This window comes from Fibrobacter sp. UWH6, from assembly GCF_900142465.1.
Taxonomy (GTDB): Bacteria; Fibrobacterota; Fibrobacteria; order Fibrobacterales; family Fibrobacteraceae; genus Fibrobacter.
The window spans coordinates 78541-93371 of record NZ_FRAX01000011.1; the positions used below are offsets into that span (position 1 = coordinate 78541).

General features: G+C 51.0%; 14 protein-coding genes and 2 pseudogenes. 8 read left to right on the forward strand and 8 right to left on the reverse strand.

The features are described 5' to 3' along the window. Nucleotides 1-69: 69 nt before the first annotated feature. From BUB73_RS10365 to rpsT, 4 genes and pseudogenes are all read right to left on the reverse strand, one after another. Complete coding sequence (locus BUB73_RS10365) at nucleotides 70-531, reverse strand: hypothetical protein (protein ID WP_073161376.1); 462 nt, start codon at nucleotides 529-531, stop codon at nucleotides 70-72. A gap of 29 nt (nucleotides 532-560) precedes the next feature. Further along, complete coding sequence (locus BUB73_RS10370; protein WP_073161377.1) at nucleotides 561-980, reverse strand: roadblock/LC7 domain-containing protein; 420 nt, start codon at nucleotides 978-980, stop codon at nucleotides 561-563. 407 nt (nucleotides 981-1387) lie between these two features. Next, a pseudogene (locus BUB73_RS18000) lies at nucleotides 1388-1951 on the reverse strand (ATP/GTP-binding protein); the annotation flags it as partial. A gap of 257 nt (nucleotides 1952-2208) precedes the next feature. Further along, nucleotides 2209-2511, reverse strand: a complete 303-nt coding sequence (rpsT, locus tag BUB73_RS10380; RefSeq protein ID WP_349292358.1) for a 30S ribosomal protein S20 — start codon at nucleotides 2509-2511, stop codon at nucleotides 2209-2211. A gap of 60 nt (nucleotides 2512-2571) precedes the next feature. Between rpsT and BUB73_RS10385 the strand changes: the two genes are divergently transcribed. The 8 genes from BUB73_RS10385 to BUB73_RS10425 all read left to right on the forward strand — a co-directional run bounded on the left by BUB73_RS10385 (nucleotide 2572) and on the right by BUB73_RS10425 (nucleotide 11684). Next, complete coding sequence (locus BUB73_RS10385; protein ID WP_073285546.1) at nucleotides 2572-3702, forward strand: DegT/DnrJ/EryC1/StrS family aminotransferase; 1131 nt, start codon at nucleotides 2572-2574, stop codon at nucleotides 3700-3702. Nucleotides 3703-3770: 68 nt separating this feature from the next. Then, nucleotides 3771-5669 carry a DNA primase gene (gene dnaG, locus BUB73_RS10390; protein ID WP_073285549.1) on the forward strand — a complete coding sequence of 633 codons (1899 nt, stop codon included), beginning with the start codon at nucleotides 3771-3773 and terminating at the stop codon, nucleotides 5667-5669. Between the two features lie 54 nt (nucleotides 5670-5723). Further along, the gene (gene sufC, locus BUB73_RS10395) at nucleotides 5724-6470 is read left to right on the forward strand and encodes a Fe-S cluster assembly ATPase SufC (protein ID WP_073285552.1); all 747 of its coding nucleotides are present in this window, start codon (nucleotides 5724-5726) and stop codon (nucleotides 6468-6470) included. 20 nt (nucleotides 6471-6490) lie between these two features. Beyond that, nucleotides 6491-7531: a SufB/SufD family protein gene (locus tag BUB73_RS10400; RefSeq protein WP_073285609.1), complete on the forward strand. Its 1041-nt coding sequence runs from the start codon at nucleotides 6491-6493 to the stop codon at nucleotides 7529-7531. A gap of 127 nt (nucleotides 7532-7658) precedes the next feature. Next, complete coding sequence (locus BUB73_RS10410; RefSeq protein ID WP_254795022.1) at nucleotides 7659-9326, forward strand: NfeD family protein; 1668 nt, start codon at nucleotides 7659-7661, stop codon at nucleotides 9324-9326. A 116-nt stretch (nucleotides 9327-9442) separates the two neighbouring features. Beyond that, on the forward strand, nucleotides 9443-10417 hold the full coding sequence (gene floA / locus BUB73_RS10415) for a flotillin-like protein FloA (RefSeq protein WP_073161384.1): 975 nt from the start codon (nucleotides 9443-9445) through the stop codon (nucleotides 10415-10417). A 28-nt stretch (nucleotides 10418-10445) separates the two neighbouring features. After that, nucleotides 10446-10808, forward strand: coding sequence for a four helix bundle protein (locus BUB73_RS10420; RefSeq protein WP_073161385.1), 363 nt, complete (start codon nucleotides 10446-10448; stop codon nucleotides 10806-10808). 45 nt (nucleotides 10809-10853) lie between these two features. Continuing rightward, nucleotides 10854-11684, forward strand: a complete 831-nt coding sequence (locus BUB73_RS10425) for a hypothetical protein (RefSeq protein WP_073285554.1) — start codon at nucleotides 10854-10856, stop codon at nucleotides 11682-11684. Nucleotides 11685-11785: 101 nt separating this feature from the next. Here BUB73_RS10425 and BUB73_RS10430 read toward each other — a convergent pair whose 3' ends face one another. The 4 genes and pseudogenes from BUB73_RS10430 to BUB73_RS10445 all read right to left on the reverse strand — a co-directional run. Further along, nucleotides 11786-12559, reverse strand: coding sequence for an amino acid ABC transporter ATP-binding protein (locus BUB73_RS10430; RefSeq protein WP_073285556.1), 774 nt, complete (start codon nucleotides 12557-12559; stop codon nucleotides 11786-11788). 101 nt (nucleotides 12560-12660) lie between these two features. Further along, nucleotides 12661-13320, reverse strand: a complete 660-nt coding sequence (locus BUB73_RS10435) for an amino acid ABC transporter permease (RefSeq protein ID WP_073285566.1) — start codon at nucleotides 13318-13320, stop codon at nucleotides 12661-12663. 156 nt (nucleotides 13321-13476) lie between these two features. Further along, nucleotides 13477-14268, reverse strand: a complete 792-nt coding sequence (locus BUB73_RS10440; protein ID WP_073285569.1) for an amino acid ABC transporter substrate-binding protein — start codon at nucleotides 14266-14268, stop codon at nucleotides 13477-13479. A gap of 176 nt (nucleotides 14269-14444) precedes the next feature. After that, nucleotides 14445-14753, reverse strand: a pseudogene (locus tag BUB73_RS10445) (4Fe-4S dicluster domain-containing protein); the annotation flags it as partial. Between the last annotated feature and the right edge of the window lie 78 nt (nucleotides 14754-14831).

A 14831-nucleotide genomic window follows, 5' to 3' on the forward strand; every position in this document is an offset into this window, starting at 1 on the left:
CAAAATTTATAAGGGAAAGTAAAAAGAGCAGGCGAAGCCGTCCCAAACGCAATGGGCGGGACATAAAGGCTACCTACGGACGGGTTCCACAAGGAACTGCTGAGTCGACAGAAGCTTTCGACCTGCCGCCAGGTCAACACTCCACTCACCCGGTTTCAGAAGTTTTGGGACAATGGTCGTATGGCAAACGCCCATAGAAACAATGCAATTTGACTTCTGGACCGTATCCGCCCCGTTGTACCAAATATGCAACAAGGTATCGGATTCCAACTTTACAGACGTGGACAAGGTGGAGTAATAGTAAAGGCGAGTGCCTTCTTCAAAAACGCTATCTACACCGAAAGGGGAACCGTTCACGATATGGCTGCAAACCACACTCTGAGCAAGGGAAAGTTCTGCGTCGGCGGAGGAGCTAATAGAAACATCATCCAGGCAGAAGGCCACAATACGATGCACCAAGAAGCCGAAAAAGACGGCAACCACAATGATTGTCGTCTTTCTCAAATTACGTAATGCGGTAGCCTTTGCCACGGAATACCCGACAAACTAACTAGACCAAACTAGCGGACCAGTCGGCTGGTATTCTGGGTAAATGCAGGAACGGCATCCACCAGCTTTTCGACCAACAGGCGGTTGAAGTCCTCGATGCGGTTGGGCAGATGGTTGCCCGGGAAGATCTGCACAAGGAGCAAGGCCTGGTCTACAGGGGAAATGTAGATGGAACGATTGTCGCCAACATAAGAGACAGAGTTGAAATTTTCGCCACCCAACATGAGACCCACCTGCTTGGCGGAGTCAAAGGAAGCGGTGCTCAGCACTGCCAGCGGAGTGGCATCGACACCAATGGAACCCACTTCTGCAATAATGGAACCATCGCGGTGGCAGAGCACAATGTATTCGGCCTTAATGCTAGCCTGATAGGCAGACATCAAACGGCGGACTTTGTCAGCATCATCAGAATAAATGGTAAAATCACTCATGAGTAGATTCCTTAAAAATCAGATTAGTCCTTCTTCTTGGGAACGTAAGGACGCAGTTCGATTTCGTCGTCAGCCTCGTTGTTGGGCTTTGCTACATCACGACCAAAGGTGGGCATACGGGGAACCGGGGCTGCAGCGCGGGGGCGACCGAAGGGGGAAGATGTGGCTCCCTTCTGGAATAGACCACCACCGGCAGATGCAGGAGCGGCAGCACCACCAGCTGCAGGCGGCTTGGCTGCGAAAGAGGGCATGCGGAACGGAGATGCAGGGGCGGCGGCCTGTGCCGGCTGGGCGGTTGCTTCCTTAACGGAAACACCATCCTTGGTCAGGGACACATCGTGAACGCCAGCGTTGTTTGCATTGGCGGCAGCCTGGCGGAGGAAGCCCTGCTTGACGTTGAACTTTTCAATCACCAGCATAGCGATGGTCTTCAGGGTAGTAACCACGCCCTTACCGTTATGGGCAGTTGCCGGGAAGAAAGGCACGTTGCGCTGATTCAGTTCAGCATTCAGTTCTTCAAGAGTAAAGACGTTTTCCATGTCGCGCTTGTTGTACTGAAGCACGAAAGGCATATCGTCCAGGTCCATGCCGTAGTCCTGCAGGTTCTGTCTAAGGTTCTGCAAGCTTTCCAGGTTTTCGGCCTGACGGGAACGCTGGGAGTCAGCCACGAACACGATACCATCCACACCGCGAAGCACCAGCTTACGGGTACTATTGTAGTACACCTGACCGGGCACGGTATAAAGCTGGAAGCGGGTCTTGAAACCCTTAATGTCACCCAGGTTCAGCGGAAGGAAGTCGAAGAACAAGGTTCGATCACCTTCGGTAGCCAAGGAGACCATGTCCGTACGCTTGTCTTGCGGCATCTTCTGGTGGATCACCTGCAAATTGGTGGTCTTTCCGCTCAAGCCCGGACCGTAGTAAACAACTTTACAACTAATCTCACGTGTAGCAAAATTTATTGACGACATTACAAATCCCTGAATACTCAGATTTTCAATTAATCGTTGATAATTTAACAAAAAAAGAAATGTTTTTAACAATCAAAGGATGAATTGAAACGTCTAAAAGCAAGTATTTCGGCAAAAAAAAGAAAATTTTACGTAAAAAGGGGAGCGCGGGACAAGTTCCGCATACATGGGAAAGACAATTAATAGAAAATAGGTAAAAACAGGAAAGGCCGATACAGTTTCCTGTATCGGCTAAACCTTAAGCACTTAACTAAAAATTAAGCGAGGCTGTTGATGACCTTAGCGGCCTTAGCCTTGTAGTTGGCAGCGCGGTTTGCGCAGAAGCCAGCGCGATGCTTTGCAGCAGCCTTGTCCAGCATGCTAAACAGTTCCGGCATAACCTTGAGGGCTTCTTCCTTGGTGGAAGCAGAACGCACAGCCTTGAGAGCGGTACGGATGGCGGAACGGGTAGAACGGTTCATGGCATTGGCCTTTTCGGCCTGAAGCAAACGCTTTTTGCAAGATTTGTGTTGAGGCACCTTATTATCTCCGGGTGAAAACCTACTTAAAAATGTTGGCACAAAGTTAGTAAATGTTTGAAACTTTTCAAGGGGTGTTCAAAAATTTCTACTTTTAGGGCCATGATTCCCTTCGTAAACCTGCAAAAACAGCGTGATTTCTACAAAAACGAGTTCCTCGAGGCCGAGAAAGAAGTGCTGGATAGCGGCTGCTTTATCGGCGGCCCTCAGGTAGACAATCTAGAAAAAGAGCTGGTCGATTACATCGGGCTCCCCGATTTGCAGGCCATTTCCTGCGGAAGCGGCACCGACGCCATCACCATTGCGCTTATGGCATTGGGGCTCAAACCAGGGGACGAGGTCATCGTTCCGGACTTTACGTTTATCGCTCCGGCGGAATGCGTCGCACTGTTGGGCGGAACCCCGCGATTCGCCGACATCAACAACCAGACGTTGCAGATCGACCCCGAAAGCGTTAGAAGCCTTATAACAGATAGGACCGTCGGCATTATCGGAGTGGATTTATTCGGGCAGTGCGCCCCCTTCGAAGAACTGCGCAGAATTTCCGACAAGCACGGACTCTGGCTGCTGGAAGACGCAGCCCAGGCTTACGGAGCCAAGTGCGGGAACCAGACGGCTTGCACCTTGGGCGACATTTCCATTACAAGTTTCTACCCCACCAAGCCTCTTGGCTGTTACGGAGACGGCGGGGCCATGTTCACTCGAGACAGCCAACTGGCCGAAAAAATGCGAATGCTGGCCAACCACGGCAGCAAGGGGCACTACAATCACGAAATCCTCGGTCTAAACAGTCGCCTAGACGCTTTCCAGGCAGCAATTCTCCGAGTAAAGCTGAGACATTTAAAAGATGAACTGGCAGTAAGGCGAGAAAACGCCCGTAAGTACGACGATTTTTTCAGTTTACCTGACTTCATAAAAAAAGTTTGCGGAGTAAACCCGCAGTTCATAGAACAAACAAACGAAAGTACATACGCCCAGTACACGTTGTTGTTAGAAAAACGCGACAAATTTATTGAAATATTGAAGAGTCAGGGCATTCCTTACTGTATTCATTACCCAAACACGCTATCCCAGCAAAAATGCTTCCGCGAAATGGTCGGCGAAGAAACGCAACCCATTACACCCAACGCCCAAAAGGCAACGAAGCAAGCATTGAGCCTTCCCGTCTGCGCCTTCAGCGACGCTGAGGAAATTATAACGCGACTAAAAGCGGCAAGCTGCGCTTGCATTTAGGGGGCCTCGGTCATGCCTGGCAAGCGAGCTTGCCAGTCACGACTCTCGGCTTTTACTAAATTTGGCCTGTGCCGTTTTATTCCGATGACATTATTCGAGAGCTGAAGAGCCACGCAGATATTGCGCAGGTCATCGAGAACTTTTTGCCGTTGAAACGTTCCGGCAACGGCCGCTATGTGGGGCGCTGTCCTTTTCATGACGACCGTTCCCCTTCCATGAGCGTCAATCCCACCATCGGGATTTACAAGTGCTTCGCCTGCGGAGCCGGCGGTGACGTTTTTAAGTTCGTACGCGAACATGAAAAGCTAGACTTTAGAGGGGCCGTGGAATGGGTCGCCAACTATGTTGGTTTCGCCCTCCCCCAGCTAGATAACGAGAACGCCGAGGTTTCCGAAGAGCGGGCCATGGTCCGCAAGCTAAACGAGCTGGCTTGCCAATGGTTTGAAAGTCAGCTGTCCATGAGCCAGAAGGCCCTGGAATACCTGGCCAACCGACACATTACCGAAGAGACACGCAAACTGTTCCACATCGGCTACGCTCCCGATGGCCGCGAAGGTTTTATCGGATATGCAGTCAAGAACGGATTTTCTCCCCTGGACTGCGTCAAGGCAGGTCTCGCCGTGGAACGCGAAAACGGCGGAGTGTCTGACAAGTTCCGCGACCGTCTGATGATAGCCATCCAGAACCAGTCCGGAATCGTAGTGGCATTCGGAGGACGCGACCTCTCTGGCAATTCCCCGGCCAAGTACATGAACAGCCCGGAATCAGCCACCTACCACAAAAGCGACATCCTCTTCGGATTCAACCACAGCCGCGTAAGCATCGCCAAGGAAAAATCCGTCATCATCGTGGAAGGCTACTTCGACCTGATGAGTCTCTATCAGGGCGGCGTCACCAACGTGGTGGCCGCATCGGGAACCGCCCTCACCGAAAATCACGCCAACATCCTTTCTCGCTACGCCAAGACCGCCTACCTGGTTTTTGACGGTGACGCCGCAGGCAAAAAGGCAACCCTCCGCAGTTTGGAAATCGTGTTGCCCAAGGGAATCGCCCCCCGCGTTTTTGCACTGTCCCGGCCCGACGGCACCAAAATCGACCCCGACAACTTCGTAAACGAACAGGGTCCCGACGCCTTCAGGCAGGCACTCACCCAAGCCGAAGACTGGCTCAACTATCTGGCCATGGAACGCAACCCCCGCACCCCCGAAGAAAGGGCGGAATTCGTCAGCTACGTCAAGAGCTTGGTTAAAAGTATAGACGATCGCGAACTGCAGAATCAATATCTCAAACTTATTTCGGAACGTTACAATACAGACCGTTCCCTGGCACACGTCAAGAGCATCAAGCCCGCCTACAAGGCTCCTCGCCCCGTGGCAAGTTCCAACTCCCAGGACGAAGTCATCCCTCAGTTGGAGCAGGAAGCAAGCATCGACTGGGCCATGATCCCGCCCATGGAAGTACGCTTCGCCAACCTGATTCTGCGCAACCCCACCTTGATGGACCGAGCCGCAGAATACTTCGACATGGACTGGGCCACCAGCGGCATCCAACTTTTTGAATCCCGCGTCGTAGAAGATTTCATCAGTTCCACCGTGGCCATCTACCTGGAATCGGGTTACCACTCTCCCCAACTTTTGTACGAGAACTTCTCTCCGGAACTGCGACTGTTCCTGGAAGGCCTCCCCGAAGAGCAGTGGAAGTCCCCCCAGGAAATCAAGGAATTCTACCAGACCCTGACGGTGCTTTCTACAAAACTTTGCGACAGGCAAAAACGCATGATTCCCCTGAACTCCAACGACGCCGTTGAAATCAGAATGCAGATGTCCAAGTTCACCCAGGGAATGCAAAAAATCAACCAGCTCTACAGCACCGAAAAAATTGACATCAACGCCTTTGCAGACCAGGTGGTCAAAAGTCGAAGCATGTTGATGAAGTTCCAAGCGGCCATCCCCGACAATGGGTATTGATTATTTTGGGGTTCGCAAACAAGGAACGCAGACTTTATAAATAAAGAGGAAAAAATGTTAAGCATCAAGAATCTTAAGGCAAGCATCGAAGACGGCACCCAGATTTTGAAGGGCATCAACCTGGAAGTAAAGCCCGGTGAAGTCCACGCCATCATGGGCCCCAACGGAAGTGGCAAGAGCACCCTTTCAAAGGTCATCGCAGGCCATCCGGCTTACACCGTCAACGACGGCGTCGTAGAACTTGACGGCAAGAACCTCCTGGACATGGAAATTTGCGAACGCGCCAATTCCGGCTTGTTCATCAGCACCCAGTACCCCACCGAAATTCCCGGCGTGAACAACGTGGAATTTTTGAAGATGGCGCTTAACTCCAAGCGGAACTTCCTGGGCCTCCCGGAAATGAGCGACGCGGACTTCAAGAAGCTTTGCGAAGAAAAGATGCGGCTTTTGGAAATGGACGACCGCTACCGCGACCGTGGCGTCAACGAAGGTTACTCCGGCGGCGAAAAGAAGCGTAACGAAATCCTCCAGATGGCAATTCTCGACCCCAAGGTTTCCTTCCTGGACGAAACCGACTCCGGCCTGGACATTGATGCCCTGCGCATTGTGGCAAACGGCATCAACCACATCATGAGTCCCGAAAAGGCAGTGATTCTGGTGACCCATTACCAGCGCCTGCTGGATTACATCAAGCCCACCTACGTTCATGTGCTGCGCCATGGCAAGATTATCCTAAGCGGCGGTCCTGAACTGGCTTTGAAGCTGGAAGAACAGGGCTACGACTGGATCGAAGAAAAGTAATCGAGGGCCAAATGAGCTATATGAATTCTGAATTAGCACAGGCCGCCCAGGCTCGCATCAACGCCCTTGGCATGCCCAAGCGCAACAACGAGCTGTGGAGTTTCTTCCCGGTCCATAAGATTCCATCTGTAGTGGATGCCGATAGCACCGCTGCTGGTGGGATCGTCGCGAACAGCGCCGCTGTGGAATGCGCCGACTTCGGCATTGCCGCCGAAACCGACATTGCAGCCCTTCTGCCCATCGCAAAATCCGCTCCCGCCATGAAGAAGGATTTTGCCGCAGGCGAAACCGAAATGGGCCTCATCAAGAGCCGTGACGACTTCGGTCACAGCATTTTCAACATCGGGAAGAACGCCAAGGTCTCCCTGGAAATTCTGGACAACAAGGTGGAGCACGAAATTGCCGCCGAGCGCTTCGACATTAACGTGGAAGAAGGCGCTGAGCTGGAAATCTTCTTTGCCAACCCCGCAAACGAACTGCCGCTGCAGTTCCGCCATTTCGCGATTAAGCAGTCCGCAAATTCTACAGTTCACTTTTCCAACATCCTGCAGGACGCAGGCATTGGCCGCATCAGCATTGACGTAGACTTGAACGGCGAAGGCGCCAACTTCGACTACCGTTCTCTCAGCGTGTTGAAGGGCTCCGCCAGCAAACATCAGCGCCTGACCATCCGTCATAACGCACCCAACACCGTCAGTTCCCAGTTCGCCCGCAACCTGCTTGACGAAAAGTCCTACGTCAGCTACGACGGCAGCGTCATTGTGGGTAACGGATGCAGCCAGGTAAATTCCAGCCAGCTGGTGAATTCCATTCTCCTAGGTGACGAATCCAGCGTTTCCGTAAAGCCCGTGCTGAAGATTTACCACGACGATGTGGAATGTACCCACGGTAATACCTGCGGCGAACTTGACGCCGACCAGATGTTCTACTTGACCAGCCGCGGCATCCCCGCCGAAACCGCCAAGAAGATGCTCATGAAGTCCTTCGCCAAGGAGCTGTTCCTGCCCCTGAACGACGGCCCCGCCAAGAAGCGTCTGCTGCAAGTTCTGGCATACCTGTAGTTAAATCAAAGTTTTGTTAACGAAAATCCCCGGAAACGGGGATTTTTTTGTCAATAAAAATAGCTTTTCCATTAAAATACCTCTCAAATGACATTTTTTTGTCAATAAAACTTTATACATTAGGAGTATGAAACTTTTATCTAAAATCCTGGTCTCTTTAGCTATTTTCTCGGCATTTGCTTTCGCCAACGTTCAAAGTATAGCCGACACTTTGCACAACAAGGTTTCAGAAAATATTGAAAAGAAAATCGCTGCAACCGAGGCCGCAGTAACCGAGATTTCCAAGTTGGCAAAAGGCGAGCCATCCGATTCCGCCATCCTGGAACGTCTCAACAAGACGGATTCCTTAGGCGAAGCCACAGCAAAAAAGCACGCCGTCTGGATCAAGCTGGAAGGCGACGTGGAGCCCGCCATGTACGACTTCTGCGCCCGCGCCATTGGCGACGCCTTAAAGGAAAATCCGGACTACATCATTTTTGAAATCAACACCTTTGGTGGCCGACTTGACGCCGCATTCGACCTGGTAGACACCATCATGGCGATTCAAGGTCCACAAACCATCGCCTTTGTAAAGAAGAAAGCCATCAGTGCGGGCAGCCTTATCGCTCTTGCCTGCAGCAAGCTTTATATGATGGAAGCCACCACCATCGGCGACTGCGCGCCCATCGTACAGAACGGAGACGGCACCCCGCAGATTGTGGGAGAAAAGATTCAGTCCCCTCTCCGCGCCAAGTTCCGCAACCTGGCCCAGAAAAATGGTTACCCCGAGCTACTCAGTTCTGCCTTTGTAACACCGGAACTAGCTATTCTTGAGCTCAGCACGACATTGGATGCCGGTAAGAAGACCGAACGAGATACGTCCATGATTATTGAAGCCGCAAAGTATGAAGTTCTAAGTCAGAAGGACATCGAATTCTGGGGTGCACCCAAGATTCTTGTAAAGGAAGGAGAACTTCTGACCATGACGGACAAGGAAGCTCTAGAACTGGGTTTTTCTCAGGGAACCTTCAAGAGCCGCAATGAATTCGAAAAGACTCTTTTCATCGAAAGTCGTAGTGAAGTAGAAACGACCCTGGGAGAAGACATCGCCAGCGCCATTGCCGCCATTAGCGGATTGCTATTAATTCTTGGATTCGGCGCCCTGTACATTGAGTTCAAGACTCCTGGTTTTGGAGTTTTTGGAATTGTCGGTATCGCATTGATTGCCGTGGTGTTCCTAGGACAGTTCGCACCTCAGCTAGACGGAATGTTCCCCGCCATTCTCCTGATTGCAGGCGTAGCCCTTTTCCTAGTTGAAATTTTTGTAATGCCAGGAACGTTCCTCTTTGGCGTAGGTGGCATTATCTGCATGATTCTAGCCCTTGCCTTTAGCTATGATCCTGCCAATATTCCCGAATACGTTCCCGAAGCTACTGAAGAAACCTTTGATGCCCTTCCCTGGCTATTCGGATTATTCTACATGCTTTGCTGTGCGGCAATCGCACTCATATTCCCCATTGCGGCAAGCAAATACATTATTCCATTACTACCTGAAGGCTGGACTCCTATGTTGAAAACTGATTTGGAAACAGCCTCCTCCCCCACGGAAGCGGTCAGCGAAATTCACGTTGGCGATGTCGGAGTTGCAAAGACATTCTTACGTCCCGTTGGACAAGCCTCCTTTACATTGCCTGACGGGAGCGTCAAACTTTATGATGTTCATACAAAAGGTGAAATCATTGAGGCCGGTCAGAACATCAAGGTAGACGCAGTGCAGGAAGGTCACATTTGGGTCGTCGTAAACGACGAATTATGATGTACTAAGTACGAATTACAAAATCTATAATCGCGGCTGCGCCGCCTTACTTTTTCTCATAATTCATAATTCATAATTTATAATTGAAAACAACCTCTTCTTTACGGAGAAATATCATGGATACACTCGTAACCGTAGGCATTGTCATTGCCGCCATCGTCGTCATCATTCTTCTCGCCTTTATCGGCAAGTTCTTTAGCCTCTGGCTTCAGGCCTTGTTCTCCAGGGCAAACGTCAGCATCTTCCAGCTCATCGGTATGCGCCTCCGTAAAGTGCCACCCCAGGTGATCGTGGAAGCCCGCATTCTTAGCTGCAAGGCTGGCCTCCCTGTAGACACCAACTTGCTGGAAGCCCACTTCCTTTCTCGCGGTAACGTGCTCCGCGTAATCCAGGCTCTCATTGCAGCCAACAAGGCAAACATCAAACTGGACTTCAAGGAAGCTGCGGCTATCGACCTTGCCGGTCGTAACGTTCTTGAAGCCGTCCAGATGTCCGTGAATCCCAAGGTTATTACAACGCCCAAGGTTTCCGCTGTGGCTCTGGATGGTATCCAGCTTCACGCTGTTACCCGTATTACCGTCCGTGCAAGCATCCAGAAGCTGGTTGGTGGTGCTGGTGAAGAAACCGTTATCGCCCGTGTTGGCGAAGGTATCGTGTCTTCCATTGGTTCTGCACAGAGCCACAAGGAAGTTCTTGAAAACCCCAACATGATTTCCAAGAAGGTGCTGGCATCCGGCCTCGACGCAGGTACCGCATTCGAAATTCTCTCCATCGATATTGCCGACGTTGACGTTGGTCAGAACATCGGTGCAATCCTCGAAACCGACCGTGCAGAAGCTGACAAGAAGATCGCTCAGGCTAAGGCGGAAGAACGCCGCGCCATGGCATTCGCCGCCGAACAGGAAATGAAGGCCAAGGTCATGGAAATGAAGGCTAAGCTAGTTGAAGCTGAAGCCCAGATTCCTATGGCCATGGCAACCGCCCTCCGCGACGGAAAGCTTGGCGTCATGGACTATTACAACATGAAGAACATCGAAGCCGACACCCAGATGCGTAAGGAAATCGGGACTGGCAGCGAAGCTGCCAAGTAGCGTAAAGTAGAAAGGATAAAGGTTAAAGATGTTCGCCTACAGGAAACTTAAGGTTTATCAAAAATCTTTGCAATGGGTTATAGACGTATATAATCTTACGTCAACATTTCCAACTGCAGAGAAATTCGCTTTGACAAACCAAATTCAACGAGCCGCAGTTTCTGTAACATCAAACATTGCAGAAGGCTCTGGCAGAACGTCTACCAAAGATTCGATCCATTTTTTGGAAATAAGTTTTGGATCTCTGATGGAAGCACAAAGCCAATTGGAAATCGCTGCTCTTTTGAATTACATTTCCAAAGAGCAACTCACATCCATTGAATGCAAAACGGAAGAAATTGCCAAAATGCTTTCTGGCTTAAAGTCTGCGAAATCAAGAAATTCAAATTAGCAATCCTTTAACCTTTATCCTTTAACCTATAACCTAATAACTCATATGGAAGGTTTACTCATTCTTATCGGCATCTACGTTCTTGATATTGTCATCAAGAAGGTTGCTGCAGGTAAAAAGAAACAACAGGATCAACATCGGGAAATTCCTCCTGACGACGAATTCGATAATGAACAGCAGGAAGAACAGACTAGCCATACAAAGCCCCGTTCCCTGCAAGATCTTATTCGACAATTTGAGGAAGCTCAACGAGATGCATCCCAAGGCACCTACGTTCCGCCATCTCCCGAAGTAGAGGATGATGAGGAAGACGTGGGCCTGCCAGTCGTCACGCCGGCGAAGCCCGGAGAATACACCTTCAGCGAAATCGCCGAGTCTGTCGTCCAGTGGGAATACGTCAGCGTTGATTTACTGCAGGAAGCTTTCGGTTTTTCTGAGCGGATTGCCCAGCAGGTTCTTGCGGAACTTCAGGCAAAGCGCATCGTTGGCCGCGACATGGGCGATGGAGATTGCGACCTTCTTGTCCACGACAAGGTTGAGCTAGACAACCACTTCAAGCGATTACAGCGCGAAGCGGAAGAACAGCAGGCTGCAGCCGCCCAGGAAGCATCCCTCCAAGAACGTCGTGAAGCCGAGCTGAAGCACCAAAAGGAATTGGCAGAACTTGAAGAGCGAGCCCGGCAACTACGTGAGCAGGCTGGTCAGGGAACGTCTCCTGACATGAATGAAGCTATCGGGGAACCTTGTCTAGCCAGTGCAGACAACCACGTCCACACACGCAATCTTGACAAGTTCGAAATCCGCCGCGGCTTCATCTGGGCAAAGGTTCTCGACGAGCCCCGCTTCAAAAAACGCTGGAGCGCCCGGGCACGTTAGTTGTCAGACAACTCTTAAAAGCAAAAGCGTCGAGGTCTTACCCCGACGCTTTTCTATTTCATTTTCAAGTTATGCAACAAGCAAACTTTGTGCAGGATTCACTAACCTTGAGCAAATCGGCTCAGGAAGCTAGCAAGGCGTTCATTACCGGACTGGTTGAATACAAAATCAGGAGAGCCCTGTTCCACAATCACACCCTGGTCCATAAAGATTACTTTATTCGCAACATCACGGGCAAAGGCCATTTCGTGGGTCACGATAACCATGGTCATCTTCTGGTCGGCAAGGCCCTTGATAATCTTCAGCACTTCGCCGGTCAGTTCCGGATCCAGAGCACTAGTGGGTTCATCAAAGAACAGAATCTTGGGCTGCATGGCCAAGGCGCGGGCAATGGATACACGCTGCTGCTGGCCACCGGAAAGTTCACAGGGGTAAGCCTTTTCCTTGGTTTCAAGTCCCATCTGCTTAAGTAGTTCGCGGCCACGCTTGCGAGCTTCTTCACGATCCATTCCCAGAACGCGGATAGGCGCGATGGTCAAATTCTGAAGCACCGTCAAGTGCGGGAATAGATTGAAGTTCTGGAAAACCAGACCTGTAGACAAACGAATTTCGCGAAGGACACTGGCAGGAGCGTACTTGGCAACGCCCTTCTTGTCCACACCCACAACCATGTCCTTGCCATTCACGCAAACCGTACCGGCATTCATGGTTTCCAGCTGGGTAATACAGCGGAGAAGCGTAGACTTGCCGCTACCAGAGGGGCCAATGATAGAAAGAACTTCGCCTTCCTTCAGGTCGAAGGAAATATCCTTAAGAACGTGGTTATCGCCAAAGGACTTCTTCAAATGCTCAACTTTTAAAACTACACTATCCATAACTACCCACTTCCTACTGTCTACTTCCTACTACCCATCAGCACCGCCAGATGCAACCTGTCAACCTCATACCTCAAAGGCGCTCTGCGCCGACCTCACTCCTACCTATAATAATTCAGCTTCTTTTCTACGTAGGCGAAAAGGCAACTGAGCAAAAGGTTTGCGATATAGTAGAACACACCGGCCACAAACAGCGGATAAATGCTGGCGTAGGCCGCCTGCTGCTTTTTAGCCAGAGAGAAAAGTTCCGCCACGGCAATAACCTGAGCCAGGGACGTATCCTTCACCAGGGTAATGACTTCGTTGGCGCTGGCAGGAACAACCTGCTTTACAACCTGAGGCAAGATAATGCGGAAGAAAGTCTGGCCGCGGGTCAGGCCCAGCATCTGGGCAGCTTCGTACTGGCCCTTGGGAATAGCCTGAATGCCACCGCGGAAAATTTCTGCAAAGTAGGCCGCATAGTTGATGGAGAATGCAGCCACCACCGCCGGAAAGCGGTCAAAGGAAATTCCAAGGCCAGAGAATTCACTGAGGTAATAGGAGCCGAAGTAGATAGCTACAATCTGCAGCAAGAGCGGTGTACCGCGCATCACGGAAACGTAGAAGGACACCGGATAACGGACAACGCGGTACTTGCTCATCTTCAACACCGCGACCAAGAGTCCCAGCGGAATGGAGAACAACAGCGTCAGTCCAAAGATTTCTAGAGTGGTAACGAAACCGCCCCACAAAACTGGCAGAAGAGTAACTAAATCAGACATATCAGCTATGAGGTTTGAGGTTCGCAGCTACGCTGCTAGAGGTATGAGTTTTTTATTTGGCGCTCCGCGCATTATATTAAAAGCGCCAAAGGCGCCATGCTTCGCTCAAAGTGCCGCAGGCACGGCCTCACACCTCAAAGCGAAGCGACCTCGATCCTACTTACCGAACCACTTGGTCTGGATTTCAGCGAACTTGCCATCGGCCTGCATTGCCTTGATGGTTTCGTTCACGGCGTCGCGGAGGGCCTGGTCCTTCTTGCGGAAGCCGATAGCATAGACTTCATCGCTGAGGCCTTCTTCAAGAACAACGAAATCCTTGGCATTGGAAGCGATCCAGTACTTGGCAACGATTTCATCCAGGAACACGGCGTCTACACCACCCTTGTCCAGGTCCATCATAGCGGTCTGGTTATCGTCGAAGGGAACGATTTCCTTGGCAGCCTTGCCTGCGTCAGAAGCTTCAAGCAACTTCTGGGCAGTGGAACCGTTCTGCACGGCAATCTTCTTACCGGCGAGAGCAGCGAGGTTAGCAAGAGCCTTGTCCTTCACGGAGAAGATCATGCGGTTCTTGAGGTAGGCGTCGCTCAGGTTCATGGCGGCAGCGCGGGCAGAGTCAACGCTCATGCCGTTCCAGATGCAGTCGATCTTGCCAGTGTTCAGTTCCTGTTCCTTAGCGTCCCAGGAAATGGGCTGAGTCTTGAGAGTCACACCGAGACGTGCGCAAACTTCAGCAGCCAAGTCAATGTCAAAGCCCACAATGTTATTGTCCTTGTCGCGGAAGCCCATGGGCGGGAAAGAGTCATCGAGGCCCAGCACGAAAGTGCCTGCAGCCTTCACCTTGTTCAGGGATTCGTCAGCCTGGGCGGCGTTATCATTCTTCTGTTCGTTGCAGCCGAACAAAAAGGCGGCACAGCAGGCAACCATTGCAATCTTTGTGAAAAACTTCATTGTGTAACTCCTTTAAAATTCTACTGGGTAAATGTAGTTAAAGTTGACTCTAAATTGTTCTACAAAAAAGAACTCCACCCGGAGTTTAACCCGAACGGAGTTCTTGACTTGCTCAAAGGCCTGAAGCCCCACACCTCAAAGGGAGCGAAGCGACCGACCTCATACCTCACGCCTCATTAATCCTTGCCGTACACCTTTTCAGCGTAGGTAGCGGTTGCCATGAGGTATTCGCGGTTCATCTTGGCGATGTAATCCACGGTGATACCCTTCGGGCAAGCAGCCTGGCATTCGTAAAGGTTGGTGCAGTTACCAAAGCCTTCCTTGTCCATCTGTGCCACCATAGCGAGCACGCGCTTCTTGGCTTCGACCTTGCCCTGGGGCAAGAAGCTGAGGTGAGAAACCTTAGCGGAGACGAAGAGCATAGCGGAAGCGTTCTTACATGCAGCAACGCAAGCACCGCAACCAACGCAAGCAGCAGCGTCGAATTCTCCTCAAAACCCTGCAAAACGCCATCCGCATCAGTATGACCGTATGCACCATGTAAAAGAAGCACGTTATAATTC